Source organism: Endozoicomonas ascidiicola (genome assembly GCF_001646945.1).
In the GTDB taxonomy this organism is placed as follows: domain Bacteria; phylum Pseudomonadota; class Gammaproteobacteria; order Pseudomonadales; family Endozoicomonadaceae; genus Endozoicomonas; species Endozoicomonas ascidiicola.
This window is the reverse complement of the sequence record NZ_LUTV01000006.1, coordinates 278,316-303,762: the sequence shown is the minus strand read 5'-3', so window position 1 is coordinate 303,762 and position 25,447 is coordinate 278,316. Positions and strand designations below refer to the sequence as shown.

The 25,447-nt window shown below is 46.9% G+C and carries 24 protein-coding genes and 1 pseudogene; 19 read left to right on the top strand and 6 right to left on the bottom strand.

Going from position 1 to position 25,447, the window contains the following annotated elements; genetic code table 11:
- Positions 1-998 precede the first annotated feature (998 nt).
- Both AKL11_RS18310 and AKL11_RS25705 read left to right on the top strand, forming a co-directional pair.
- The gene (locus tag AKL11_RS18310) at positions 999-1,643 is read left to right on the top strand and encodes a hypothetical protein (RefSeq protein ID WP_172807323.1); all 645 of its coding nucleotides are present in this window, start codon (positions 999-1,001) and stop codon (positions 1,641-1,643) included.
- 82 nt (positions 1,644-1,725) lie between these two features.
- Complete coding sequence (locus AKL11_RS25705; protein WP_067520189.1) at positions 1,726-1,977, top strand: hypothetical protein; 252 nt, start codon at positions 1,726-1,728, stop codon at positions 1,975-1,977.
- Here AKL11_RS25705 and ubiT read toward each other — a convergent pair.
- Complete coding sequence (gene ubiT, locus AKL11_RS18300; protein WP_216636543.1) at positions 1,949-2,446, bottom strand: ubiquinone anaerobic biosynthesis accessory factor UbiT; 498 nt, start codon at positions 2,444-2,446, stop codon at positions 1,949-1,951. The two genes, AKL11_RS25705 and ubiT, sit on opposite strands and share 29 nt — an antisense overlap.
- Positions 2,443-3,252, bottom strand: a complete 810-nt coding sequence (gene thiM / locus AKL11_RS18295; RefSeq protein ID WP_067520187.1) for a hydroxyethylthiazole kinase — start codon at positions 3,250-3,252, stop codon at positions 2,443-2,445. The genes ubiT and thiM overlap by 4 nt, the downstream gene beginning before the upstream one ends.
- Before the next feature lie 420 nt (positions 3,253-3,672).
- Here thiM and alaE point away from each other — a divergent pair, with 420 nt between their 5' ends.
- From alaE to AKL11_RS18270, 5 genes are all read left to right on the top strand, one after another.
- The gene (gene alaE, locus AKL11_RS18290; RefSeq protein WP_067520185.1) at positions 3,673-4,098 is read left to right on the top strand and encodes an L-alanine exporter AlaE; all 426 of its coding nucleotides are present in this window, start codon (positions 3,673-3,675) and stop codon (positions 4,096-4,098) included.
- A 499-nt stretch (positions 4,099-4,597) separates the two neighbouring features.
- Positions 4,598-6,331, top strand: coding sequence for an ABC transporter ATP-binding protein (locus tag AKL11_RS18285; RefSeq protein WP_067520183.1), 1,734 nt, complete (start codon positions 4,598-4,600; stop codon positions 6,329-6,331).
- Positions 6,332-6,550: 219 nt separating this feature from the next.
- Positions 6,551-8,107, top strand: coding sequence for an ABC transporter substrate-binding protein (locus AKL11_RS18280; RefSeq protein ID WP_067520181.1), 1,557 nt, complete (start codon positions 6,551-6,553; stop codon positions 8,105-8,107).
- Positions 8,108-8,265: 158 nt separating this feature from the next.
- Positions 8,266-9,246, top strand: a complete 981-nt coding sequence (locus AKL11_RS18275) for an ABC transporter permease (protein ID WP_067520179.1) — start codon at positions 8,266-8,268, stop codon at positions 9,244-9,246.
- Entirely contained in the window at positions 9,243-10,199 is a 957-nt protein-coding gene (locus AKL11_RS18270; protein WP_067520177.1) for an ABC transporter permease, read from the top strand. The genes AKL11_RS18275 and AKL11_RS18270 overlap by 4 nt, the downstream gene beginning before the upstream one ends.
- A gap of 55 nt (positions 10,200-10,254) precedes the next feature.
- Here AKL11_RS18270 and dps read toward each other — a convergent pair whose 3' ends face one another.
- Positions 10,255-10,737 (bottom strand): DNA starvation/stationary phase protection protein Dps, encoded by a 483-nt coding sequence (gene dps, locus AKL11_RS18265; RefSeq protein ID WP_067520175.1) that lies wholly within the window; start codon positions 10,735-10,737, stop codon positions 10,255-10,257.
- 215 nt (positions 10,738-10,952) lie between these two features.
- On the opposite strand from dps, the gene hemG reads away from it, so the two are divergent.
- From hemG to msrA, 3 genes are all read left to right on the top strand, one after another.
- A complete protein-coding gene (gene hemG, locus AKL11_RS18260; RefSeq protein ID WP_067520173.1) occupies positions 10,953-11,549 on the top strand; it encodes a menaquinone-dependent protoporphyrinogen IX dehydrogenase in 597 nt (198 codons plus the stop codon).
- A gap of 210 nt (positions 11,550-11,759) precedes the next feature.
- Complete coding sequence (locus AKL11_RS18255) at positions 11,760-12,557, top strand: M23 family metallopeptidase (protein ID WP_067520171.1); 798 nt, start codon at positions 11,760-11,762, stop codon at positions 12,555-12,557.
- Between the two features lie 227 nt (positions 12,558-12,784).
- Positions 12,785-13,432, top strand: a complete 648-nt coding sequence (gene msrA / locus AKL11_RS18250; RefSeq protein ID WP_067520169.1) for a peptide-methionine (S)-S-oxide reductase MsrA — start codon at positions 12,785-12,787, stop codon at positions 13,430-13,432.
- 5 nt (positions 13,433-13,437) lie between these two features.
- Here msrA and mnmC1 read toward each other — a convergent pair whose 3' ends face one another.
- Entirely contained in the window at positions 13,438-14,697 is a 1,260-nt protein-coding gene (gene mnmC1 / locus AKL11_RS18245; RefSeq protein WP_067520167.1) for an FAD-dependent 5-carboxymethylaminomethyl-2-thiouridine(34) oxidoreductase MnmC1, read from the bottom strand.
- A 98-nt stretch (positions 14,698-14,795) separates the two neighbouring features.
- Between mnmC1 and AKL11_RS18240 the strand changes: the two genes are divergently transcribed.
- Positions 14,796-15,227 (top strand): BCCT family transporter, encoded by a 432-nt coding sequence (locus AKL11_RS18240; protein ID WP_067520165.1) that lies wholly within the window; start codon positions 14,796-14,798, stop codon positions 15,225-15,227.
- 48 nt (positions 15,228-15,275) lie between these two features.
- Positions 15,276-15,536, top strand: a complete 261-nt coding sequence (locus AKL11_RS18235; RefSeq protein WP_067520163.1) for a hypothetical protein — start codon at positions 15,276-15,278, stop codon at positions 15,534-15,536.
- Positions 15,537-15,709: 173 nt separating this feature from the next.
- On the opposite strand, the pseudogene AKL11_RS18230 reads toward AKL11_RS18235, so the two are convergent.
- Positions 15,710-17,065: pseudogene (locus AKL11_RS18230) on the bottom strand (IS1182 family transposase); the annotation flags it as partial.
- Here AKL11_RS18230 and AKL11_RS18225 point away from each other — a divergent pair.
- From AKL11_RS18225 to AKL11_RS18195, 7 genes are all read left to right on the top strand, one after another.
- A complete protein-coding gene (locus tag AKL11_RS18225) occupies positions 16,979-18,121 on the top strand; it encodes an integrase catalytic domain-containing protein (protein ID WP_067520159.1) in 1,143 nt (380 codons plus the stop codon). The pseudogene AKL11_RS18230 and the gene AKL11_RS18225 sit on opposite strands and share 87 nt — an antisense overlap.
- Positions 18,122-18,125: 4 nt before the next feature.
- Positions 18,126-19,373: a BCCT family transporter gene (locus AKL11_RS18220; RefSeq protein ID WP_095210503.1), complete on the top strand. Its 1,248-nt coding sequence runs from the start codon at positions 18,126-18,128 to the stop codon at positions 19,371-19,373.
- A 217-nt stretch (positions 19,374-19,590) separates the two neighbouring features.
- On the top strand, positions 19,591-20,532 hold the full coding sequence (locus AKL11_RS18215; protein ID WP_067520157.1) for a tRNA-dihydrouridine synthase: 942 nt from the start codon (positions 19,591-19,593) through the stop codon (positions 20,530-20,532).
- A 222-nt stretch (positions 20,533-20,754) separates the two neighbouring features.
- Positions 20,755-21,030, top strand: a complete 276-nt coding sequence (locus AKL11_RS18210) for an OadG family protein (RefSeq protein ID WP_253705253.1) — start codon at positions 20,755-20,757, stop codon at positions 21,028-21,030.
- Between the two features lie 26 nt (positions 21,031-21,056).
- Positions 21,057-22,844 carry a sodium-extruding oxaloacetate decarboxylase subunit alpha gene (oadA, locus tag AKL11_RS18205; RefSeq protein WP_067520153.1) on the top strand — a complete coding sequence of 596 codons (1,788 nt, stop codon included), beginning with the start codon at positions 21,057-21,059 and terminating at the stop codon, positions 22,842-22,844.
- A gap of 24 nt (positions 22,845-22,868) precedes the next feature.
- Positions 22,869-24,167, top strand: a complete 1,299-nt coding sequence (locus tag AKL11_RS18200; protein WP_067520151.1) for a sodium ion-translocating decarboxylase subunit beta — start codon at positions 22,869-22,871, stop codon at positions 24,165-24,167.
- Positions 24,168-24,290: 123 nt separating this feature from the next.
- Positions 24,291-24,767: a methylglyoxal synthase gene (locus AKL11_RS18195; protein ID WP_067520149.1), complete on the top strand. Its 477-nt coding sequence runs from the start codon at positions 24,291-24,293 to the stop codon at positions 24,765-24,767.
- 142 nt (positions 24,768-24,909) lie between these two features.
- Here the strand turns inward: AKL11_RS18195 and AKL11_RS18190 are convergent, their stop codons facing one another.
- Positions 24,910-25,368, bottom strand: coding sequence for a hypothetical protein (locus AKL11_RS18190; protein WP_067520147.1), 459 nt, complete (start codon positions 25,366-25,368; stop codon positions 24,910-24,912).
- Positions 25,369-25,447 lie beyond the last annotated feature (79 nt).

Sequence of the window (25,447 nt, the reverse complement as noted above, 5' to 3'; positions counted from 1 at the left end):
GCTATTTGCTCAAGAGTATACCCACGGTGGCTTAGCAATACAGCATGAGCTCGTTCTCTCAAATACGGAGTAGGACCAAGGCGCGAAGCCTGTTGCAGTGTAGTGATGATAGCTGGATCAGTTATGTTGGAAACCGATTTCATGATGATCGTACAGGTGGAAACTATGAGGAAACAGTAGTTCAAAATTCCTGAGCCGGCTCGTAATGGATTAACTRAKTKWTYSSWWMRKSMKYTTRWAKSAWWKMARWYSAWMAASKMMYTATGGCATGCGATTCGTGGCTTGTTTGACTGGTTTATCATCGATAACTGGAATGATTTATTCACAGCAATTATTGAAGACAGGAGTGTTRGTTTGAAACATTTGGTTGTTGATACCACATAGTGGCACTCAAGATAGTCCTGWTTAACCTGTGTTTAGAACTTGCGGATATTGTTGCTCATTAGTCAGCGTGACTTCGTTCGTCCTGAATAAATGGCGGTTTGAATTACCAATTAATTTGAGCATTAATAAGCTGTCAGCGGGAATTGCTGAAGTTATGTATGCACATTCCTTCACAGCGGGGATCCGGTACAGTATCGATATAGGTAACCAGTGTATTCTGTTGTAGAGTTTGCATAGCGAACATCTCTGAACCGATACACTATCTAAGCGACAGATACAGTATTATTCAAATTGGTTACTGAAAATAATAAGGAACTTTAGTACCTAGTTGATGCGTAAGCCCTGGGCCTTCTGCAAAGCAGGGTATTGAATATCTGCAATCATGTGAGGCTATCTTTGATGATTATTCTATTTGGATAACACCCAAGGCCTTATATAACCTTTATTACTCATTAGGCGTTCTGTCTTTAAAAACAGACGGATTTAATGAAGCAAGAGACTATTTTTGTAAAGCTTGTAGTTATGCAAAAAATGATAAATTAAAAGAATATTATGATTTGGTGGATTGTCTTGAGTACGGCGATAATTTGATAGGCCAAGTTGATTTTAACAAGGTGTCAATTGAACTCGCTATTGACAGTGCAGAAGATGACCCAGAAAAAAGCGTTAAAGAACTTGTATCCGTAATCCAGAATCATGTCGACTATGCTGAAGAGCAGTTTTGGTGGCGAAGATACGCAGCTAAAGTTAAGTTTCAGGCAGGTGTAAGATTTGATTGTTTATCGGAATCTGTAGCTGACATGGCACAGATAATATTTCGACATGTAAATCGAGCCAATGAAGCGCTATTTCGACTTCTGACCAGCAAGGAGGAAGCATTTGATGGAGAGCTTATCTCTCATTTGATTGCTTTTTCTAAAAAGGTGGATTCATTATCAAATGCTGTATTTACTGAACATATAAAATCCTCATTGATGATGGCTACTCGGCATTATCTCCATTATATGAAAAAGGAAATTGATGATAACCGGGAAGAATTGCGCTTCCTCCGAGAGCAGCGTTCAAAGGTTCCTTTATGGCTACAAGATACTTTTCTTATCAGGCAGTCGTCTCTGGAATGGCATATCCACAACGACCCTGAAAGGGCGTTAAAGACGCTAGAAGAAGTATGCAATAAGCTTGGAGTGGAATATCAATGTCAAAAGGGGGCTTTATTTGCAGCTTTTAGGCGACTTCGAGGGTGCTGCAAAATGTTATGAATACGCTGAAAAGCGTCTTCAGGAAGGCAGCATAAATAGTAGAGGGGACTGTTATCGATACCATAAAAGGATGGCTTATTTTATGCGTTCGCTGGCAACGTTGAGGCATATGCCGTTGTGGGTATACGATAAATATGGTATCAGAACCCGTTATGAATTAATGCGCGCCGCATGCGTTCACGCGAATCAATCAAAAATGAGTATCGGCGGTGCTGGAAAAGGCTTGGAGAAAGCCGCAAAGACAGCCGAATGGTTTTCTGACCAACTGGCAATGTTGGTCAGAAATAAGGGCAAGACAAGAAAAACTAAGCCAGTTTTTTCCCGGTTTTCATAAGTAACTGAATGGCAGTAGGTAGCTGCTCCATCTCTATGCTGTCCAGAAGGTTCTTTACACCCAGGCCAAGCTCAGTGTCCCCTTCAATCATTAAATGACGTTGGAAGAACAGGGTGTCCGGATCTTCCCGACGACTTGCCAGCTTCATGAAGGCTTGAGTATTGCCGCGGAATTCCACATCAAAATGCCTCGGTCCAGAAGCCTGCAGTTGCTGACCATCGAAGCTGATATAGAAGCTGATCGCCAGATCCGTTACGTGAATTTTCAGGCAGCGATTTTCTAGGAAATCAAAATCCCCTTCTTCAATGGGTGCTTTGAATGCCTGATTGATGGCTCTGGTCAGTGGCTTATTCACCAGTGCAGACGGCAGTAGTCGAATAGGCAGTCCGAGTAACTCCATTCCCGGCTTTTTAAACGCCGGAAAAGGAAGTGCAGGTAAAGGGGCTTTGAATGAAGAAAACAGGCTCAATGGCAGCTCCTTTTTAGATTGCTGATTTTGGCGCTTTGCTTGATAACGGAATGATCTAGTCGGTAAAGCTCATCCAGAAGTTTTACCTGAAGGGTGCCCGGGCCAGGGCAGTTCTTCGCTGCGATTTCTCCAGCAATACCAAGGCAGGTCAGTCCGGAAACGGCTGCAATCAAAGGGTTTTCTGATACCGCCAGGAATGCGCCGATAATGGCCGTCGCTGTACAGCCTGTGCCGGTGACACGAGCCATCATTGGGTGACCGTTGGTGATTTGGTAGACATCTGAGCCATCAGTGATGTAATCCGTTGCGCCTGTGACGGCAATCACCAGATGGTACTCACGGGCTTTTTCCTGAATGAAATCCAGGGTGGATTCGCTGCTACTGCTGCTATCAACACCTTTACCTTCATTAGCGCCGGTAAATAGTGCTTTAATTTCAGAGGCATTACCACGAACGACAGCGGGTTTATATTTAAGCAGCTCGATATTGCTGGTTAGGCGAAAGAGTGTGGCGCCGGCGCCCACAGGGTCCAGTATCCAGGGTTTGCCAAGCTGGTTGGCGGTTTCAACGGCAAGCTTCATGCTGTTGATACTGGCGCTGGTGAGTGTGCCCGTGTTAATGACCAGACTGCCAATCAGACCCACCAGATCGGCAACTTCTTCTGCCGCTCTGGACATAATGGGTGAAGCACCAATGGCCAGTAACGCGTTGGCGGTGGTGTTTGTCACCACATCATTAGTGATGTTATGTACCAGCGGTTTTTGTTCTCTCAGTGCTTCAAGAGACTGAATGATTTCTTTGTGCATGGGTTAGCCTTTTTGTCCATTCGGTATCATATGCAGAATTGCGGAGGGAGCAATTGATTTTTATCATGGTCATTGAAGTTGCCAACATATCATCGATAAATAACACGTAATTTCAAGCTTAATCACTGCGGATGAAATATCTGCTGACGCTTACATGTTTAGATTAATCTACTGCTAATGGCAGTATTTTGATACTTCTCGCTATTGTTGTTTTTCTGTTTTAGGGATATTTTTTATCGATGAAATCGGCCCTCCCGATTGCTTGATTTACCACTTGAATTTCACCAGAGCCAACCCTTCTCACTTCTTAAATGACCAGTGGAAAGCCCTCCTCAAGGCCGGTAAACCATAGATAAAGAATGACTGGCAACTTTGTCGGTGTTGGATTTTTTTGCTCTTTTGTTTTCAGGAGTAAGGGCAATGTTTAATCGGGATATGCTTGCGGATACCTTTGCCATGGTTACCTTTAGCATTATTGTTGGAATGACCGTTGAATTGATGGCTGGCCTAACATTTGATCAATCGCTGCAATCCCGTTTACTCAGTATTCCCGTGAATCTTTTCACGGCGAGAGCCTATGGTTTATACCGTGACTGGCTATTTCGTCGAGGCAGCAAGTTCGGGCAGGGTTTTATGCAAATGGCGCTGCTGGATGCTCTGGCCTATGTTTCTTTTCAAATCCCTTTATACGCTTCGCTAGTGATTTCCACTGGTGCAGGCGTTGAGCAGGTGCTTATGGCCTGTGCAGGTCAAATAGGTGCTATGTTGATTATGGGACGACCATATGGAATATATATGCAGTATTGTCGTCTATGGTTTAAGCCGGTTGCGATGCCGGCTGCATAATTATCTTTTCTAAGTAATAAAATATTCTTTGGCTGGTAAGTAGTTGCCGAACCAAGGCTTTTTATTTTTATTTTCTGGCGGTATAGTTATTTTCCGAAATAAGTCGACGGTCAACTATGTGATTGTCGACATATGCCCGATAGAGTTGTACGGGTAATGTCAGCGCCTTTTTTCTTCAGGCATGCTGCCCTGCGTCTTTGTTGGAGTATCAGATCATCCAGACAACAATATGTTTGGCTGCTCTGTTGAAAATGACTGTATGGATGAGTTACCCCTCACCAACAGCATTAATAATAAACACTCCATGTGCTCATAAACCAAATGAGCCTGGCCACCTCACTCTGCATTTCTGTGATGGCTGTTATGGAGCATAACAAGCTGGATCAACTGAACTGTTTCTGTCGTATACGAGCCTCTCTTCTGAGTTGCTGGCTACAGGCTAGAAAAATCAGCAAGAAGACTCCTGAGAATAACGACTGAGCATAAAAAGGGGGGAAGCATGTCCTTATTAGAAGTAGAAGGGCTGCGGATAGAATTTCCATCACGCCATGGTACAGCAGTCGCCGTCAAAGGCGTCTCTTTCACGGTAGAAAAAGGAGAAATCCTTGGTCTTGTGGGGGAGTCTGGTGCAGGCAAGTCGACGGTAGGCAATGCCGTTATCGATCTTTTGAGTGCTCCGGGTATTATTGCCGGCGGCAACATCAAACTGGATAACCTGACGATCAGTGGCCTCCACGGTGAAGCCATGCGCAAGATCCGTGGGCGGCGCATAGGGTTTATTTTCCAAGACCCAATGACGTCTTTAAACCCCTTGCTCACTATTGAAACCCAGATGGTAGAAACCATCATGGTGAATCTGGATCTTGACAAGGCTGCGGCGTTTGAAAAGGCTATAGAGCTGCTTGAATCTGTCGGCATTCCTGAACCAGCGATTCGAATTAAACAATATCCTCACCAGTTCTCTGGGGGTATGCGACAGCGGGTAGTTATTGCCATTGCACTCTCCGGTGATCCTGAATTGATCATTGCAGATGAGCCGACTACCGCGCTTGATGTGTCGATTCAAAATCAGATTCTTGAACTCATACGTGAGCTCTGCAAAAAACGTCAGGTAGGCTGCCTGTTTGTTACCCATGATATGGGCGTCATTGCTAACGTCACTGATCGTGTTGCGGTGATGTACATGGGTGATCTGGTGGAACTGGGAACCACTGAACAGATCCTATGTCGACCTGAGCATCCTTATACCCAGAGCCTGATCAGTGCAGTGCCTAGAACCGATGTAAAACTGCACCGCTTCCCCAGTGTTGAATATATTGAAAAAGCGGAAGGTAACCAGATCGATGTAAAAAATCACTGGTTGGGTGAACAGGAAGTGTTCGGGAACCCCAGTGGCGATGTTTTACTTAAGGTCAGAGACGTCGATCTTCGCTTTGAAACCCAGTCTGCTTTTTTCAAAAAGAATCGTCGGTACGTTCAGGCGTCAAATAAAGTATCGTTTGATGTTCGCCCTGGTGAAACCTTTGGTTTGGTAGGAGAGTCCGGTTCCGGTAAATCCACCATTGCGCGGGTGATTGCGGGTTTGTACCCACCGGATGCCGGTTCTATTGAGTTTGCCGGTCAGGATATTACCCGGCTGACGGAAAAAGAGCGAAAGCCTTTCCGTCGTCAAATTCAAATGGTGTTCCAAAACCCATACTCTAGTATGAATGCTCGTATGACGGTGCGGGATATTATTGCCGAGCCTATTCGTTTTCATGACCTGGCTGAGTCCGAACGTCAGGTGAATCAAATTGTTTCCGACCTATTGGATCATGTTGGACTTGGCAGAGCGTCCGGCGTGAAGTACCCCCATGAGTTTTCTGGGGGGCAGCGTCAACGAATCTCCATTGCCCGTGCATTGGCAACCCGCCCTCGCTTTTTGATTTGCGATGAACCGACGTCCGCTCTTGACGTGTCGGTTCAGGCGCAAATTCTGAATCTGTTGAAAGATCTTCAGGAAGAGCTCGGGCTGACCATGCTGTTTATCAGTCATGATTTGCCGGTCATTCTGCAAATGTGTGATCGCATTGGTGTGATGAAAATGGGTTCACTGGTGGAAACCGGCGACACTGATCGTATATTCAGTGACCCGCAGCATGAATACACCCAGCACTTGATCAGTATGATGCCAAGGGTTGAAAACCTGTCCCATGAAGGGCTGGAAATTGAAGCGCAGGTCGCTCACGTATAAGTGGCCGATCAACGAATTATACCCATTGGATTTCAAGTTGCTACTAGGCGACAAGAGAACGAAGCCCCGTGAGCCTACAAATAGTAGGTGATCGGGGTGAGCGAACGCTGACAACAACGTAGCAACTTGAAAGGCGATGGGTATATAACGAGCTGTACGCCTGACTAGGAAGGACAGGCAAACTTTGAAGCAGTGGAAAACCTGAAATAGGGGAAAATAATGAAAAAAACCATGAAAACGCTTGCCGGAGCGATTCTGGCGGCATCAATGGCTGTAGGTGCTCAGGCGGCTACCCTGAAGATGGCATACGACTCTGATCCAGTATCTTTGGATCCGCACGAGCAGCTGTCTGGTGCAACACTCCAGATGTCACACCTGGTCTTTGACCCGCTGGTACGTTGGGATAATGAGCATCAATTCGAAGCACGTCTGGCTGAAAAGTGGGAGCGTGTTGACGATAAAACCATGCGTTTCACTCTGCGCAAAGGCGTTAAATTCCACAGTGGTAATGAACTGACGTCTGCTGACGTTAAGTGGACTTTTGATCGTTTGTCTGCAAGTGCAGATTTTAAGGGTGTTTTTGAGCCATTTGCCGGTGTGAACGTCATTGACGATTACACGTTTGAGCTGGCTACTAAAGAAGCTTTTCCGCTGCTGCTGAACTCTGCGACCTATCTCTTTCCGATGGACAGCAAGTTCTATGATGGTTTGGATGCTAACGGCCAGGAAAAAGACATTCTGAAGAAGCACGGTGATACCTTTGCTTCCAAAAATGCGTCTGGTACTGGTCCATACATCGTGACCGAGCGTCAGCAAGGTGTTCGCGTTGAGTTCGATCGTTTCGCTGATTACTGGGACAAGCAATCTCCGGGTAACGTGGATGAAATCGTGCTGACGCCGATTAAAGAAGGACCTACCCGTGTAGCGGCTCTGCTGTCTGGTGATGTTGACTTCATCTTCCCGGTACCACCAAACGACCATGATCGTATCAAGAAGTCTGCTGATACGGATCTGGTGACTCTGGGCGGTACTCGTGTCATTACGTTCCAGCTGAATCAGGAGCGTGTTGAAGCGTTTAAAGATCAGCGTGTTCGTCAGGCCGTTAACTATGCCATTAACAACGAAGGCATTGTTAAGAAGATCATGAAAGGTTTTGCGACACCTGCCGGACAGCAAGGGCCAAAAGGCTACGCTGGTTATGTAGAAGGTCTGCAGCCTGTGTATGACCTGAAGAAAGCCAAAGCGCTGATGAAAGAAGCGGGCTATGAAGATGGCTTCTCTATCACCATGATGGCGCCGAATAACCGCTACGTGAATGATGAGAAGATCGCTCAAGCGGTGGCTTCCATGCTGGCGAAGATCGGCATTAAAGTTGATCTTAAAACCATGCCAAAAGCACAGTACTGGCCAGAGTTTGATAAGCGTTCTGCGGACATGATGATGATCGGCTGGCACGCGGACACCGAAGATTCTGCAAACTTCACCGAGTATCTGGCGGCCTGTGCTGATGAAATGTCAGGTTGGGGACAGTACAACTCCGGTAACTACTGCAACGAAACCGTTGATGCGCTGGTGAAAAAAGCCGGTTCTGAAACCAACCCTGAAATGCGTGCGCAAATCCTTCAGGATGTGGAACGTACTCTTTACGAAGAAGCGGCGTTTGTGCCTCTGCACTGGCAGAACCTTGCCTGGGGCGCCAGCAAGAAAGTGGCAGCAGCCGATGTTGTTAACGTAATGAACTTCCCATACCTGGGCGATCTGGTGATTAAGGAATAATTGCCGTCTGATGTAGGTCGGTAATTCCGAAGGGATTGCCGACAAATGGCTCGATTTCTAATGGGGACTTGTCGGCAACCCTTTGGGTTACCGACCTACAAAAAACAAGAACATTGTTCGCTATTGCTTTTGTAAGCTTTAAGCAGTGAAGGTTATTTATGCTGTTATTTTTAATGCGCAGGCTTATGCAAGGGCTGATAGTGATGTTTGTCATCAGCATTATCAGCTTTTCCATTCAGGATAATTTGGGCGATCCGCTCCGGGAGCTGGTTGGTCAGTCCGTTTCTGAAGCTGAGCGTCAAAAACTAAGGGATGAAATCGGTTTAAACGACCCATTCCTGGTGCAATATGGCCGCTTTCTCGGCAATGCCCTGCAGGGCGACTTAGGTCAATCGTATTTCTTTAAAGAACCGGCGTTGGATGTGATTTTTGCCAAAATGCCGGCAACCCTTGAGCTGGTGTTTGCAGCAACCCTGATTATTATTCTGGTATCGATTCCAGCAGGTGTTTATTGCGCAATACGCCCTGACAGCTGGGGCACCAAACTGATTCTTGGGTTCAGTATTCTGGGGATTTCTGTACCTGTTTTCCTGACAGCCATTTTTAGTATTTATTTATTTTCAATCGAACTTGGCTGGCTTCCATCCTATGGGCGTGGTGAGACGACTTCGGTATTTGGTCTCTGGGAGAGTGGCTTGTTCACCCGTGACGGCCTGCTTCATCTGATTCTCCCGGCAATTTCTCTGGCCAGTATTATGCTGCCGTTGTTTATTCGTCTGATTCGTTCTGAAATGACCGAAGTGCTTCACACTGAATACGTGAAATTTGCTAAAGCCAAAGGCCTGAAAAAAGTCCGTATCTATTTCCTCCATGCCCTGAAAAATACTATGTTGCCGGTGATTACTGTCGGCGGTGTGCAGATAGGCACCATGGTCGCCTACACCATTTTGACGGAAACTGTCTTTCAATGGCCTGGCATGGGCTTCCTTTTCCTGGAAGCGGTTAACAGAGTTGATACGCCATTGATTGTGGCTTATCTGATTGTGGTTGGTGGCGTTTTCGTGGTTGTGAATACGCTGGTGGATCTGCTGTATGGTTTGGTGAATCCGACCGTTAGACTGGCGAGGACTGCACAATGAGTGAACTGACATCTGCGGCGCCAGAATACAAAGAGAGATCCCGTTGGGAATTATTTAAACAATCAGCGTTCTGGTACAGCTTTACCCGTGATCGGGTGGCGATGGTTTGTGCATTTATTTTTGCCCTGTTTGTCAGTGCTGCGTTGCTGGCACCGGTGTTGGCGCCCACTAACCCTTATGATCTGGCCGCCATTGATATTATGGACTCGGAACTTCCCCCTGCTTGGGCGGAAGAAGGGGATGAACGTTTCCTGTTGGGTACCGATGATCAGGGCCGTGATTTGTTCAGCACCATTCTTTATGGCATGAGAATCTCTCTGGCCATTGGTTTGTTTGCTGTGGTTTTGCAGGCGTTTATTGGCATCGTACTGGGCTTAATGGCAGGTTACTTCGGCGGCCGCATCGACAGTTTTCTGATGCGGGTTGCGGATATACAACTGTCGTTTTCTACCATGATGGTTGCCATTATTGTGTTGGCCGTATTCCAGGCCTCTTTTGGTTCGGAGTTGTATAGCAAGCTCGCCATGTTGATGCTGATATTGGTGATTGGTATCGCCGAATGGCCGCAATATGCTCGAACTGTCCGGGCTTCGGTTTTGGCAGAGAAAAAGAAAGAATATGTAGAAGCGGCTCGAGTGATGGGTTTTGGTTCTGGCAGGATTATGTTCCGACATATTCTTCCCAATGCACTGTCGCCTATTCTGGTTATTTCTACGGTGCAGATTGCCAACGCCATTATCAGTGAAGCGGCGCTCTCTTTCCTGGGTTTGGGGATGCCAGTGTCTCAACCGTCACTGGGCTCTCTGATTTCCAGTGGTTTTGAGTATATCTTCTCTGGCAGCTGGTGGATTACCGTTATTCCAGGCGTTGTGCTGGTGGTTCTGGTTCTGGTGTTGAACCTGTTGGGCGACTGGTTGCGAGATGTACTGAATCCAAAGCTCTATAAAGGCTAATCCCTTACAAAAAAGGCTCCCAAGTGGAGCCTTTTTTGTCTCTGTGGTTGGTTACTTACTTTTTGGGTGTAAGGTGTGACTCAACCAGCCAGACCAGCTTGTCTACTTCCCGGGTTCTGGCTGTGATCAGATCTGCAGAAATCGGGTCGCCTCCTTCCTCAATATTCGCCAATGCCTGCAGAGATTGCCCGGCAAAATACGCCAGTCGCTGGCTGATGATTTCAATGTGCTCATCAATTGACTGAAACGATTTAGGGTAGCTGGGTAGCGTGCTTTTTTCGGCCACACTCTTAAGGGTGCCTTCAGGTTTGTGACCCAGTTGTGCGATGCGTTCGGCAATATCATCCGTGGCCTCTTCGATCACTTCATGGACTTCGTCGAACAATCGGTGGACGGAGAGAAATTCGCGCCCTGCCATCGTCCAATGAGACTCTTTGATTTGCATGCCAAGATCAATGGCACTGAACAGCAGCTTTTGTAACTCCTGAGCGGAGTATTGTTTCACATTTTCTGGAAGAGTTTCGAAGGTGTGGGACATACACTGTCTCCGGTGGCGGGGGTCTTTAGCAAAATAGAAGAGGATCGACGTTTTGTACAACAAATCAAGAAAGTGCAATTTGTCGTATCGAGTACGGTTTTTTACATCAAGCTGACTTTTATTCCCTGACTTTTTTGATCTATGTTAAAAACACTGTTGTGCAAATTGATTATTATCTGTCCAGAAATTTTCTGCGTAGATCGAATGAATTCATTATGTCCCGCTTAGCCATGTTGTACATTGGGTCTGAAGGCCAGACCCGAAAAATTATGGAACGAATCAGTTACTGTCTGAATCAATCCGGGCATGAAACTGTGCTCCGCTCTCTAGCAGACCTGACAGACCATTTTAGTCTGGATGATTTTGATGGTGTCGTTGTTGGCAGTTCCATACGTTATGGTAAGCACCACCGGGAATGTTACCAGTTCATAGAGAAGTTCAGTCAGCGGCTTGCCAGGAAACCCGGTTATTTTTTCTCGGTTAATCTGACCGCCAGAAGGCCGGAGCGGCGGGATCCGTACAATAACCGCTATCTGCAAAAATTCTTGAAACAGATTTCATGGACACCGGACAGGGTCGATGTATTTGCCGGAGCACTGTTGTATAACCGCTATAACTGGATTGACCAGCAAATGATTCGGTTAATCATGAAAATAACCGGTGGGCCGACCGATCCAACCCAGAATATCGAATTTACGGATTGGGCTCGGGTGAAACAGTTTGCTGAGCAGCTTGATCGTGATTTACAGGGCGTCAGCATCAGTCAGAGTGTTCCACTGAATGCCGATAGCGAAGCGTTGTCCGTTGTTTAAGGTTTGGGCTCAGTATCCATCGCCAAAGGTATAAGCAGGCCAAAACCAAAGAGTACGGGTGTTATTAATGCAGCTGCGAGAATGGCATAGTCCATAGTCATAGGGGTATCCTGTTTTTATTGTTGATATTGGAGTACTTATATTAATCCTATGTCATCTATTTGAGTGCAGTCAAAATGCAGGGCAAGAATGGTTCAGGGAGGAGTGTGAATGCGTCTTTTTTGTAGTGTGTTATTAGTTCTGCTGTCTGGGTTGGCTGTTGCCAAGGGGTTGGAGAGCCGTTTAACCCCGGGTGGTCTTTATGTGGGAAAAGCACCTCTAGGTACTCGGATTTTTTATGATAATAAAGAGGTTTCTGTTGCGCCTGACGGTCGCTTTATCATTGGTTTTGGAAGAGATGCTGAGCTAAAACAGTCGTATATCCTGCAGTTTATTAATGGCGAGCAGGCCACCGTTGAACTGAATTTAAAAGCAAGAGAATACGATATTCAGCGTTTGACGGGGATTGCCAAAAAATACGTTTCCCCAGATGGGCGAGTGCTCAATCGAATCAGGCAAGAAGCGGAAGCGGTGCGCTATGCAAGAATGGAAGATACTCAACAGTCAGACCTGTTTAATGGGTTTGGTTGGCCGGTAAAGGGACGAATAAGCGGGGTTTACGGAAGTCAGCGGGTTTATAACGGTAAGCCCGGGCGTCCTCATTATGGGCTGGATATTGCAGTATCCACGGGTACGCCCGTCAAGGCGCCGGCAGACGGCATTGTTCGTTTGGCAGATTCCGATCTCTATTATTCCGGTGGCACCATCATTATTGACCATGGCTACGGTATTTTTTCCAGCTTTCTCCACCTGAGTAAAGTCACTGTTAATGAAGGAAGTCAGATTAAAAGAGGTCAACAGATTGGTGAGGTCGGTGCAACGGGTCGTGTGACAGGCCCTCATCTTGACTGGCGATACAACTGGTTTGATAAACGACTGGATCCTGCGCTGCTTACGTTGGGTGAATAATAATCACAAATGTTCCGAACAGCCTGAGTATTTAAAAGCAGTTTTCCTGTTAGGGTTTGTCCTGAAATAACTTCCACATTTCAATTAACGTTGTCCGTTGTCCGAAAAAGCTGGAGCCTCTTGTGCTTTGCGGACTACGGATAGCGAGTCCAATAATGCTTCAGTTGAGTATTCAGCATCACATAAAATCATGCTATTTGTTATGATCGCTCCATGGAGGGCAGTACATGACAATGTTTAATAATTCGAGTAATAAGAAGCGACAACTTCCTGAGCCGGAATCAGCTTTGGCTGGTCGAACGGAGCCTATGGAAGTCGTTGGCCAGCACTTTGTCAATAATCACTCACTGAAAGCCTCGTTCCCTGAGAATCTACAAACGATCTATATTGGGCTAGGTTGTTTTTGGGGCGCTGAAAGGTTGTTTTGGCAACAGGCGGGTGTGTATACAACCGCTGTTGGTTATGCCGGCGGCTATACCCCGAACCCAACTTATGAAGAGGTTTGTTCGGGGCAGACAGGGCATACGGAAGTGGTGATGGTGGTTTATGATCCGGCAGAAATCTCAACGGAAACACTCTTAACGCTGTTCTGGGAATCCCATGATCCGACTCAAGGCATGAAGCAGGGTAATGATGTTGGTACGCAGTATCGCTCAGCTATCTATACGACGACGGATGAGCAGGTTCAGCAGGCTGAGAAAACCCGGGAACAATTTGCGCTGTCTCTTTCCCAAAAAGGGTTTCCTGACATTACCACTGAAATCCGAAACGCGCCGCCTTTCTACTATGCGGAAACTTACCATCAGCAGTATCTTGCCAAAAACCCGGAAGGGTATTGTGGCTTGAAAGGAACCGGCGTGTGTCTCGGCGCCTGATGCCGTTACTGTTTATTCTTAATCAGGTCTCGAATAAGAAAGCGGGAAGGGTGTAGCGCCTCTTTTAGTGTGGCTGGCAGCGGGTTGGTATACGACTCGTCGCCAGTAATCATGTCTGCCAGTATTTCACCGGAGATCGGACAGGAGATCATTCCTCGTGAGCCATGCCCTGTGGTGACGTAGAGACCATCAAAATAATCAGGTTTATCCGTCAGTGGCAGTTTACTGTTCTTGCGAAGCGGTGCGTAGGTGTCTAAAAACGACTGGTGGTGAACCACGGGCCCGACAATGGGCAGGTAGTCCGGCGTCGTACAGCGAAAGCCGGTTCTGCCACCGGTAATCTCAATATGATCACCACCGATGGCATCATAAGATGTCGGAAACCATTGCTGCTGCATGTTCAGGTTTTCCTGATGATCCTGATCACGAATAGCCAAACTTGCATCGTTAAAGTGAAAGGTGGCTCCCAGGGTATGCTCACCTTTTATGGCTGGGGCAATATACCCTTCGCCGCAGACACAGGTGCTGAGCTTTTGGCTCTGGTGCGTTGCCTTTACCCGGGTGATTTGACCTCTGATGGATTTCAGCGGTAGGTAGCGAAGTTGATTGAATCGACTACTGGCCGTTCCCTGAGCGATGATGATGGTTTTGCTTCGGAATTCACCGCTGTCAGACTTTATGACCCACTCGTTATTCTCAGGGCTTATTTCATTGACCAGACTGTTTTTGACCGTTTTGATTGTTGAGTGATCCACTAAAGCACGACAGAGTGCCGGTGGGTGTACCCATCCCGCGGCTGGGAAAAACAGCCCGGAATGGTGGATATCCAGACCCGCAATCTCCGACAGCTGTTGTGCGTTCATATATTGGAGTAAATCATCCGGGTGCTGAGCATCTAATGCTTGATAGCGCTGATTGGTTTTATCATTTACGGCGAGCTGCACAACGCCACATTGTTGCCAGTCTTGAATGTTCAGTTGTTTAAGCAGGTCAATGGAGTAGTGATAACCATGGAGAATAAATTGGCTTAATGGTGTGTTGTCCGCAGACAGCTTTGCGTACAAAACACCTTGTGGGTTACCGGATGCCTCACTGGCAAGCGCCTCGTGTTGTTCCAGAATTGTAACCTGCCAGCCACGTTTTGCCAGTGAGTAAGCAGTGCTGCAGCCAGCAAGGCCACCGCCAATAACGATGGCGGATTTCTCTGGGTTTCTATGATCTGCTTGAGAAAACCAAGGCTTACCAAGCTGTTTGATATCAGGCACGCTACTTCGCTTCAGAATCAAAACAGTAGAGGATAGTGACCAAGTGATGTCGGGTAAAGACCCTAAAACTAAAACTAGAAGAATGGAATGAATCCCCTATGCTTAAGAGTTTGCAAGGGATATTTGTTGTGTGGGGATGTGCGTCAAACGTAGAGTGCAATACGTCCTATCGGATAGGGCAGAATAATATACAAATATCAGGTTTCGACTTCCATAATCCCGTTTTTTGGTTGGCTGCAACGTTCTCAGTGTTGTTTATAGTACTGACGCTTTTATTTCCTCAGTTAATGAAAAGTGCGCTGACAGGCCTTCATCTCTGGTGTGTCGACACCTTTTACTGGCTATATATGTCAGCCTCAAATGTCTATGTGCTGTTCTGTGTATTAATGATCATTCTGCCGGTGGGGAAAATCCGGCTGGGCGGAGAAGGTGCAAAAACAGAGTACAGTACATTGTCCTGGTTCTCAATGTTGAGTCTCTTCCAATATGAAATGAGCCTGAACGGAGCCCTTGTTTCCAAAATGAAATGAGCCTGTGATTTCTGATCTTTCGTCCAAAATTACTGGATGAAAATCATAATGGACACACGGCTCATCAAATCGCTCCAGCAGGTGGAGGAGCTGCTTCAGGCTACACCGCAGATACAGCCTGGTTGGAAGTCAAAAGACGAGTGCTATCAATGGATTGCAGGCACTCTCAAACACTTTCGATACCGCACTCTGAGCAAGCCTGAGAAAGGGCTGATCAAACGCTATCTGATCGTCGCTTCAGGCTATTCCAGGGCGCAAATAACCCGGCTAATTAAAGAATACCTGAATCTAGGAGGCTGTCGGACTTGAAAGTAAAAACCGGAGATGGGCCGCAATAAAGTCAAAAATCACAGAATCCAGTCTGGAAGTGCTGTTTATGTCGTCAGTCTCTTTTGCCCAAATATCCAAATGCATGCGACAAATAACCTGTAAGCTGAAATAAACTGCATAAAAATGATACTTTCCTGAAGATCTTTCAGCATCAGCGTAAACATCCGCTTCAGGTTAAAACCCATGCACAGAAGATCCCATTCAGCAGACACTGCTTCAAGACCACGGACCAGAAATTGACGGTATCCCATCACTTCCTTCTGTATCCCAAACGTTGGCTCAATGGTGCTTTTTCTCAATGCATACACCGCCCGTCCTTCCCTGGTTTGCAATCGCCAACGCATCAACTCCAGTGCGGTAACATCATCGCCTGCGGGCATCGGCTCATCGGGCTTAAAGCGCTCCAGTAAAGGTTTGTTATGGGCATCCTTCTTTTCTGCAATGTAAGGGATAGCTCCAAACTTATCCACAGCAGACACATTGCCCTGACTGAAGTAGCCCGTGTCGGCAAGAATCGCGCTGGGCTTGCCAATCTGCTCTGCACGAGAGGCCAGTTCTTCGAGGGCAGGCGCTACCTGTTGTTTGTCATTGGTCGCCTGAGTAATATGATTTTCAACAATAAGACCACTGTCGTTATCTACTGCGGCCTGCGCATTATAAGCCTGTACAAAACCGTTAGCAGACGTTGGCATTATGCGAGACTCCGGATCTGTCAGGTTGACTTGATCTTTGTCCCTGGGACCCGGCGTTGGGGCTTTCGGTTCTTTGCCCCGTGGCTTTTTTTCCGTATCTCTGATCGCATCACGACGGGCAACTTTTTCCTGATATTCTGCCAGTTCTTGCTGATAGCGCTCTTCAGCTCGTCGCTCAATTTCAGCTTTGGCATCGGCAATCACCTTGAGGCGATCTTCCCTGCGTTTCAGCTCATCAGGAATGGATAATTCGTCTGGCAATTTTTCAGTATCTGCTTTTTCAGCCATCCTGAGGAGCTCTTCAACTTCGGCCTTGAGCTGCTTTTCGAGCCTGCATGCGTGCTTGTAACTGAGCGCCTTGTGTTTGCTGGCATTGGCCTTCATCTTGGTTCCATCGAGGCTGATGGTTCCCAGCTTCAACCATTCTGCCTGTTGCGCAATCAACAATATCTGAACAAAAAGTTCACTGATTTCTTTACGGAAGCGCTGGCGAAAGGTGTTGATACTGTCGTGATCCGGATGCTCGTTGGCGCAGATATATCGAAAGGCGATGGAGTCATAAGTTGCTTTCTCCAGTTTGCGACTGGAGAAGACACCTGTTGCATATCCATAGAACAATAACGACAGCATGAGGGATGGATGCCAGGCTTTAGAACCCCTTCCTTTATAGGCGCTGATCAAAGGTGTGAGGTCTAGCTGCTCAACCACCTCTACAACAAAGCGAGCAAGATGCACCTCTGGCAGATAATCCTGAACAGTGGCAGGAAAAAAGTCAGGGATGTCTCGGTCAATGGGTCTGAAAGTCCATTTGTTCATTGGCTGGCTGTCTTTTACGATCTTGCGGGTATTATACACAAAAGTTGTTCTAAGTCCGACAGGCTCCTAGGGCTTCTCAAGCGCAAACAACGGACAACGAAGGGGTTTGAGACAAAGTATTCCAAGGCTGACATTCGCCTTCTTGCCGAGACTGACCGACTTCATAATGGCCTGAATGGGCCTGCAATAAAGAAGATCTGTGAGCGAGCATATCAACGTGGAGATGGTCGCTATAAGCGACTGGCTGGCATCTCTGTTTCGCACCTCTACAACCTGCGGCAGTCAAAGACTTATCAGACAGTTCGCCTGCATAAAAACGTCACCCGACCTGTAAATCGTGCTATTGGTACTCGACGCAAACCGCGACCCAATGGTCAACCCGGTTATATCAGAATTGATACAGTACATCAGGGTGATAAGGATAAGGTCAAAGGGCTTTACCATATTAATGCGGTGGATGAAGTTACTCAGTTTCAAGTGATCTGCACCGTTGAGCGGATCAACGAGCACTTTCTAATACCGGTACTCGAAGAGCTTTTGGCGACTTTTCCCTTTAAAATACAGGGTTTTCACTCCGATAACGGCTCTGAGTACATCAACTATCCGGTGGCAAGTTTATTGGATAGCCGCTACATAAAATTCACAAAATCCAGATCACGAAAAACAAACGACAATGCACTTGTTGAATCAAAAAACGGAGCCATCATCAGAAAAATGTTGGGCTATGCTCATATACCGCAACATCATGCTGCAGAAGTGAATGCGTTTAACAAAAATTACCTGACACCTTACATCAATTTTCACCGGCCTTGCTTTTTCCCGGAGACGATAACAGATGAAAAAGGCAAAGAGAGAAAACGTTACCTTTACGAAAACATGATGACACCTTATGAAAAACTGAAATCTTTGCCTGACTGGACGCAATATTTGAAGAAAGGAACTCTGCCGCATGCATTGGAGTCAAAGGCTGAATCAATGAGTGATAACGAGGCTGCCCAGCAACTGCAGTCTGCCAGAGAATCACTGTTTCAAGGCATCTTTAAGCGAAAGGCCTGAAATCATGGGTTTATACTCTTTTCAGGCTCATTTTGGGATTGGAAAATACTTGTTGTTTGCCGCCGGAATGGGGATTGGTCTGGTATTTTGGTGTGTTGCTGAACCTGTTGCCTACTACACGAATTTCAGTGGTACGCCTCTGAATGTTGAGGCTTATACACCGGAAGCGGCCTCTATGGCTATGGGAGCAACCTTGTTTCACTGGGGGCTTCACCCATGGGCCGTCTATGGTGTTGTTGGTTTGGCACTTGCCTTCTTTGCTTATAATAAGGGGCTTCCTCTGACGATTCGTTCTGCATTTTATCCGCTGTTAGGTGAAAAAGTGTGGGGGCCTATTGGTCATGCGATTGATGTGGTTGCGGTATTGGCGACGATTTTCGGTTTGTCGACATCGCTGGGTTTAGGGGCAATACAAGCGGCGGCAGGTTTGGATTTTGCCTTTGGGGTTAAAAACACAATCACGACTCAAATGGTTGTTATTGTCGTTATTGCCATGATCACATTGCTTTCGGTAGTCAGGGGTCTGGATAAAGGCGTGAAAACGCTCAGCAATATTAATATGGCGATAGCAGCGCTTCTTTTACTTTTCGTTGTTTTCGCATCGTCGTTTACCAACTTTCTGGGCCATTTTTCAGCTATTTTAGGGAGTTATGCAGAGAACCTTATCTCATTGAGTAACTGGGTTGGTCGAGAGGACGCAAACTGGTATCAAGGCTGGACAGTGTTTTACTGGGCCTGGTGGGTGTCCTGGTCACCTTTTGTGGGGTTGTTCATTGCCTGTATCTCAAAAGGTAGAACGGTGCGTGAGTTCATGATTGGAGTCCTTCTGGTACCTACGCTGGTATCAGCAATCTGGATGGCGGCTTTTGGTGGAGCTGCTTTGGATCAGGTTCAGAATCACATTGGGCAGCTGTCCAATGGTATTGGTGATGTCTCTCTGGCCCTGTTTCAGATGCTTGAAAACCTCCCTTTTGTAAGAGTCACCACCTTGCTGGCCGTTACTCTGGTTCTGGTTTTTTTTATTACCTCGGCCGATTCCGGAGCGCTGGTGGTGGATTACATCACTGCCGGGGGAAAAGTTGACTCTCCCGCAAGTCAACGAGCGATGTGGGCTGTACTGCAGTGTGTCACGGCTTCGGTATTGCTCTACGGTGGCGGGGAAGAGGTGTTGACTTCTCTGCAAGCCGGAGCGGTTTCTATGGGGTTGCCTTTTACGGTGATATTGCTCTTTATGTGCGTGGGTCTATTTTGATCCATGATGCGGGATCTTAATAAGGTGAAATGTCGGTCTGCAATCGGGTAACTTGCCATTACGAACGGGGGCTGTAACGCCCGGGCTGTCCTATCGTTTCTTGAAATCGAAGGATTACGTGCTGTACCGGTTTATTTCAGGATAGGAAATACTCGCTATTTCATGGTACGCCCCACTGATTTAGAATCACCCGCTTTATTTTGAAAAGAGATGTACCATGCGGTTGATACTGGCGCCGATGGAAGGTGTGATGGATCACGATATGCGTGACCTGCTGACCAGCGTCAACACCTTTGATTTGTGTGTGACCGAGTTTGTTCGAGTCACTGACACCTTGTTACCAAATAGGGTGTTTTATCGCACTTGTCCGGAATTGAAGCAGGGTAGCAGGACATCAAATGGCACATTAGTTCGCCTTCAACTATTGGGCAGTAGTCCGGAATATCTGGCTTTGAATGCGGCCAGAGCGGTTAAGTTGGGTTCGCCAGGCATCGATTTAAATTTCGGATGTCCGGCTAAAGGGGTGAATAAGAACAAAGGCGGTGCGATTTTATTGCGTGAGCCAGGTCTACTCTTTGATATCGTCAAATCCGTTCGTGAAGCCGTGCCTGCCGAGTTTCCTGTGACTGCCAAAATCCGTCTTGGCTACGAAGATAAGTCTCTCTTTATGGATAACGCCTGTGCTATTCAGGAGGCGGGCGCTTCGGAGCTGGTGGTTCATGCCCGTACAAAAGCGGAAGGTTATCGCCCGCCAGCCCATTGGGAATACATTAATAAAATTCGTGGGCGACTTAACATCCCGGTCATTGCCAATGGTGAAATATGGAACCACGAAGACGCCCAGCGTTGTATGACGGTTTCGGGCTGCTCCGATTTGATGGTGGGGCGTTCATCACTGACCACACCAAACATTACCACCATGATTCGTGACGGTGTTGGCCCAATGGCATGGTCTTCGGTATTGAGGTTGATCCTGCAATTGAGTGATCGCGACCGTGCCAATGATAAATGGCCCTATCACCCGGCAAGAATGAAACAGTGGCTTAATTATCTGCGTAAAGCTTATCCGGAAGCTCAACACCTTTTTGAACGTGTTCGTGCGATGAAGGATGCGGATGAGATGGTGGCCATCGTTCTTGGCGACTTGCAGGGTTTATAAAAGTCTATCGTCTTATAGTCGTTCTATTGATGCAGGTCGATATATTTTCTACCTGCTTCAGGTATTTTAAAAAATATGGTTTCAGTAACATCGTCTATTTGGCGGATTGCTTAATAAAACCTGATCAGTACAATACACAAGCGGCACGAGCCGGTTTTCTTCGTAATAGTCAATAATTGCGAACGAACTAATAACTATAAATATGCATACGACAAGGACAACATGATGACGTCGTCGGAACTTATCTCTGAGGGCTCCAGCCTGATGCTGTTCGGGATGGGCTTTGTTTTCCTGTTTCTCACTCTGCTGGTGTTGGTCACCAGTTTGATGTCGAAAATCATCACTCGCTTTTTTCATGAACCTGCTACTTCAGGAGCCTCCGCTGTGCGTCATGTTTCAGCAGGTGGAGCGCCAGTCGCCATCAATAATCAGACCGAAGTGGTAGCCGCCATCAGCGCTGCTATTAAGCTGCACAGAACAAAAAAAGATAAAGATTAAAGCCATTAACCGGGGGATAAAGGGTTATGTCTGACGTTCATAAACCGCTTGGTATTACCGATGTGGTGTTGAGGGATGCCCATCAATCACTGTTTGCTACCCGTCTGCGTATAGAAGACATGTTGCCCATTGCGGAGCAATTGGACGACATTGGTTACTGGTCCCTGGAAACCTGGGGGGGCGCAACCTTTGACGCCTGTATCCGTTATCTGGGTGAAGACCCTTGGGAACGGCTACGTGAATTGAAAAAAGCCATGCCGAAAACCCGCCAGCAAATGTTACTTCGTGGGCAGAATTTGTTGGGTTACCGCCATTATGCGGACGATGTCGTTGATAAGTTTGTAGAGCGTGCTGTTTTTAATGGCATGGATGTGTTCCGTGTCTTTGATGCCATGAACGATCCCCGCAACCTCAAGCAAGCCATGAATGCAGTCAAGCGACAGGGAGCACATGCGCAAGGGACTATTTCCTATACCACCAGTCCGGTGCATAACATGGACAACTGGGTATCGCTTGCTAAGGAAATTGAAGATCTGGGTGCGGACTCACTGTGTATTAAGGATATGTCAGGCATTATTACGCCGACTGATGTTTATGAACTGGTGTCACGATTGAAACGTGAGACGGATCTGGAAGTACAATTGCATTGTCATGCGACATCCGGTCTTTCTTCAATGTCATTACTGAAAGCCATTGAGGCTGGTATTGATCGGGTGGATACCGCTATTTCCTCCATGTCCATGACTTACGGACATTCTCCAACGGAAGCGATTGTTGCAGCGTTGCAGGGAACAGAGCGGGATAGTGGTCTGGATCTCAATAAACTGGAAGAAGTAGCAACTTACTTCCGTGCTGTGCGTAAAAAATACGCGAAGTTTGAAGGTCAGTTGCGCGGTGTTGATGCTCGCATCCTGACGGCTCAAGTTCCCGGTGGCATGCTGACCAATATGGAGAGCCAGCTGAAAGAGCAGGGCGCCAGCGATAAGTTTGATGAAGTGCTTCAGGAAATTCCACGGGTTCGTGAAGACCTTGGTTTTATTCCTCTTGTTACCCCAACGTCTCAAATTGTGGGTACTCAGGCAGTACTTAATGTACTGACCGGTGAGCGGTACAAATCCATTTCTAAAGAGACGCAGGGAATTCTTAAAGGCGAATACGGTGCTGCACCGGCGCCATTTAATACAGAGCTGCAAACTCGAGTATTGGACGGTAAAGAAGCGATCACCTGTCGTCCGGCAGATAGGTTGGAAGCTGAATTCAATAAGCTGACCACGGAGCTTGAAGGGTTGGCACAGGAAAAAGGTATCAAGCTGGCAGATCAGGCAGTGGACGATGTTCTGACCTATGCATTGTTCCCTCAGGTTGGTCTCAAATTTCTGCAGAATCGTGGTAATCCGGATGCCTTTGAACCGGCTCCAGGAACTGAACCAGAGGTTAAATCAACAGCTGCCGCTTCTGTCAATCAAACAGACAGTGCCGTTTATACCGTTAGAGTGAACGGAAACCCTTATACCGTGGAAGTGGCCGAAGGTGGCGATGTCAGTCAGGTTATCCCCGCATCATCGGCAAACCAGCCAGCTGCTGTTCCGGCCGCAGCTTCAGGTGAACCCATGCCGGCACCGTTGGCCGGAAATATCTGGAAAGTTCATGTCACGCCAGGGCAACAGGTTCAGGAAGGCGACGTTGTGTTGATTCTTGAAGCCATGAAGATGGAAACGGAAGTGCGTGCACCGAGAGCTGGTCAGGTGACGTCTGTCAGTGTCAGAGAAGGCGACAGTGTGGCAGTGGGTGATCAGCTGCTGGCACTGGCCTGATAACTTAAGGAGTAGGAAGTTATCATGGAAAAGCTGTTAACGCTCTGGGAAGGCTCAGGGATTTATAATCTGAGCGCTGGTGAGCTGGCAATGATACTGGTGGGGTTCGGATTACTCTATCTGGCCATCCGTAAACAATTTGAGCCTTTGTTGTTAGTGCCGATTGGGTTTGGCGGAATTATGGCCAATATTCCCCAGGCGGGGTTGGCATTTTCAGCGATTGAGCAGGCGTTGCATGTGGCAAATCCAGTGGTATTGCAGGCCATTTCTGAAGCGCTTGGCAATGTTTCTGCAACCCCGGATCAATTGTACACGCTGTACACCGAGGCTAACTCCGCCACAAGAGCCGCTATAGGTCACATTGTGGCCGACGCAGGTTATTCGAACGGTGTCTTATATCAGTTTTACAGTGTTGCTATTGGTAGCGGTGTTGCGCCGCTGGTGATTTTTATGGGTGTTGGGGCAATGACCGATTTTGGTCCTTTGCTCGCGAATCCAAAAACCCTGTTTCTTGGTGCGGCCGCACAATTTGGCATTTTTGCCACGGTCTTTGGTGCTATTGTGCTGAGCTCGACGGGGTTAATGAATTTCTCTTTGGCGGATGCGGCAGCAATCGGCATTATCGGTGGTGCGGATGGCCCAACAGCGATTTATGTATCCAGCGTGTTAGCTCCCCATCTTCTCGGGGCTATTGCGGTGGCAGCGTATTCCTATATGGCACTGGTGCCGTTGATTCAGCCGCCCATTATGCGAGCACTGACGACAGCTGAAGAACGTAAAATTGTGATGACTCAGCTTCGCCACGTCAGCAAGACAGAAAAAATTGTTTTTCCTGTTCTGCTGCTGGTGCTGGTGGCTCTTTTGTTGCCAGATGCTGCTCCGTTGTTGGGGATGTTTTGTTTTGGTAACTTGATGAAAGAATGTGGTGTGGTTGAGCGTTTGTCGGATACTGCACAAAATGCATTGATCAACATCACTACTATTTTTCTGGGGCTTTCTGTGGGCTCAAAGCTGAGCGCAGATAAATTTCTGGCGATGGAAACCCTTGGGATTCTGTCTTTAGGTATTGTGGCCTTTTGTATTGGTACTGCCAGTGGTGTTTTGATGGCAAAGCTAATGAACCGGGTGACGTCTACAAAAGTGAATCCACTGATTGGCTCAGCGGGTGTATCTGCGGTACCGATGGCAGCAAGGGTTTCCAATAAGCTTGGGCTTGAGGCGAACCCTCAGAACTTTTTGTTAATGCATGCCATGGGGCCTAATGTCGCAGGCGTTATTGGTTCTGCAGTAGCTGCCGGGGTTATGATTAAGTATCTTTCCTGAAAGTGACTGATAGTGATTAGAATCATAATAATGCGATGTCTTACCTTTAAGGCGTCGCATTTTTTTTTGTTCGGTGAGAATATAGCCAATAATCAATTTTCTAAATAAATAGAGTTGTGCTTTATGCTATATAAAGAACACAGTGTTCCAACCCGAAAGAATATTGCCTTGGTTGCTCACGATAATAAGAAAGATGAGTTAGTAAGCTGGGGTTTGCGCCATAAAGAGCAGTTGACTGGTCACGAGCTTTACGCGACTGGAACTACGGGTACGTTAATGGAGAAACACCTCTCTATGCCTGTGAAGAAATTCATCAGTGGTCCATTAGGTGGTGATCAGCAAATAGGTGCACTGATTTCCGAGTGTAAATTGGATTTGCTGGTCTTTTTCTGGGACCCATTTGAGCCAATGCCCCATGATCCGGATGTAAAAGCGTTGTTAAGAATTGCAGCGGTGTGGAATATTCCCGTTGCCTGTAATCAAAGCTCTGCCGATTATATTTTCTCTTCCGAGATGCTGGCTCAAACCCATAACCGACAGATTCCAGACTATGACAGCTATCTTAAGCAAAGAGCGCTGGAACAAAAAGCATTGGAATAAATAGAGGAAGAACTATAAAAAACGCCAGACCTCGCTTTCGAGTTCTGGCGTAAATCAGTATCTACGGGAATGACATTGAAAAGGTAAAGCAGAATTAAAAAGTTGAAAGTTAAGTAACAGTTAACTAACCGAAACCATCACACTAATAATCGGTGTTATCTCCATCACGTCTACCCATTGCTCCAAAACTGAAACTGGATGAGCCGTATTGACGTCGTTTCTTATAAGTGACCTTAGGTTCACTGTTGTTATTCCCAATCACCGGTTCTTCAGGAAAAGCGCTCCTGCTGGAAAGTACATTTCCACTGCTTGGGGAGCGATAGCCCTGATTGCCGGAAGAGAAGCGGCGTACAGATTGCGGTTTAACCGTTGGCTGAAATATGGAAACCGGAGGTTGCTCAAAAGTATCTCTTGGCATGTCCGGATCTTCATTGCCAGAAGACAGTAATTCACTGCCCTGAACAGAAGCGTCTTGCATATTCAGCCGCATTCGATACGGGTGACCATAACCTCTTCTACGACGAGGCTTTTGATCTTTAGGCTCTGGTGGCTTAAGACCCGTAAATTGTTCGTAAATTGTAGTATAAATATATTTGCTCATCACTACCTCCTGTTCGATCCTTTCCCGGCAATACTATTGATGTCCTTATTTGCTTAAGGATGTTAGTCAAACCCGTATT

Excerpts from the sequence above, each read along its gene's own strand:
- AKL11_RS18280 (WP_067520181.1), top strand. The coding sequence starts at position 6,551 with ATGAAAAAAACCATGAAAACGCTTGCCGGAGCGATTCTGGCGGCATCA.
- oadA (WP_067520153.1), top strand. The coding sequence starts at position 21,057 with ATGTCTGACGTTCATAAACCGCTTGGTATTACCGATGTGGTGTTGAGG.
- dps (WP_067520175.1), bottom strand. The coding sequence starts at position 10,737 with ATGTCCCACACCTTCGAAACTCTTCCAGAAAATGTGAAACAATACTCC.
- alaE (WP_067520185.1), top strand. The coding sequence starts at position 3,673 with ATGTTTAATCGGGATATGCTTGCGGATACCTTTGCCATGGTTACCTTT.
- AKL11_RS18285 (WP_067520183.1), top strand. The coding sequence starts at position 4,598 with ATGTCCTTATTAGAAGTAGAAGGGCTGCGGATAGAATTTCCATCACGC.
- AKL11_RS18220 (WP_095210503.1), top strand. The coding sequence starts at position 18,126 with ATGGGTTTATACTCTTTTCAGGCTCATTTTGGGATTGGAAAATACTTG.
- AKL11_RS18200 (WP_067520151.1), top strand. The coding sequence starts at position 22,869 with ATGGAAAAGCTGTTAACGCTCTGGGAAGGCTCAGGGATTTATAATCTG.
- AKL11_RS18215 (WP_067520157.1), top strand. The coding sequence starts at position 19,591 with ATGCGGTTGATACTGGCGCCGATGGAAGGTGTGATGGATCACGATATG.
- hemG (WP_067520173.1), top strand. The coding sequence starts at position 10,953 with ATGTCCCGCTTAGCCATGTTGTACATTGGGTCTGAAGGCCAGACCCGA.
- AKL11_RS18275 (WP_067520179.1), top strand. The coding sequence starts at position 8,266 with ATGCTGTTATTTTTAATGCGCAGGCTTATGCAAGGGCTGATAGTGATG.
- AKL11_RS18210 (WP_253705253.1), top strand. The coding sequence starts at position 20,755 with ATGATGACGTCGTCGGAACTTATCTCTGAGGGCTCCAGCCTGATGCTG.
- msrA (WP_067520169.1), top strand. The coding sequence starts at position 12,785 with ATGACAATGTTTAATAATTCGAGTAATAAGAAGCGACAACTTCCTGAG.
- AKL11_RS18195 (WP_067520149.1), top strand. The coding sequence starts at position 24,291 with ATGCTATATAAAGAACACAGTGTTCCAACCCGAAAGAATATTGCCTTG.
- AKL11_RS18270 (WP_067520177.1), top strand. The coding sequence starts at position 9,243 with ATGAGTGAACTGACATCTGCGGCGCCAGAATACAAAGAGAGATCCCGT.
- AKL11_RS25705 (WP_067520189.1), top strand. The coding sequence starts at position 1,726 with ATGCGTTCGCTGGCAACGTTGAGGCATATGCCGTTGTGGGTATACGAT.
- thiM (WP_067520187.1), bottom strand. The coding sequence starts at position 3,252 with ATGCACAAAGAAATCATTCAGTCTCTTGAAGCACTGAGAGAACAAAAA.
- AKL11_RS18255 (WP_067520171.1), top strand. The coding sequence starts at position 11,760 with ATGCGTCTTTTTTGTAGTGTGTTATTAGTTCTGCTGTCTGGGTTGGCT.
- AKL11_RS18240 (WP_067520165.1), top strand. The coding sequence starts at position 14,796 with ATGCTTAAGAGTTTGCAAGGGATATTTGTTGTGTGGGGATGTGCGTCA.
- AKL11_RS18190 (WP_067520147.1), bottom strand. The coding sequence starts at position 25,368 with ATGAGCAAATATATTTATACTACAATTTACGAACAATTTACGGGTCTT.
- AKL11_RS18225 (WP_067520159.1), top strand. The coding sequence starts at position 16,979 with ATGCACCTCTGGCAGATAATCCTGAACAGTGGCAGGAAAAAAGTCAGG.
- AKL11_RS18235 (WP_067520163.1), top strand. The coding sequence starts at position 15,276 with ATGGACACACGGCTCATCAAATCGCTCCAGCAGGTGGAGGAGCTGCTT.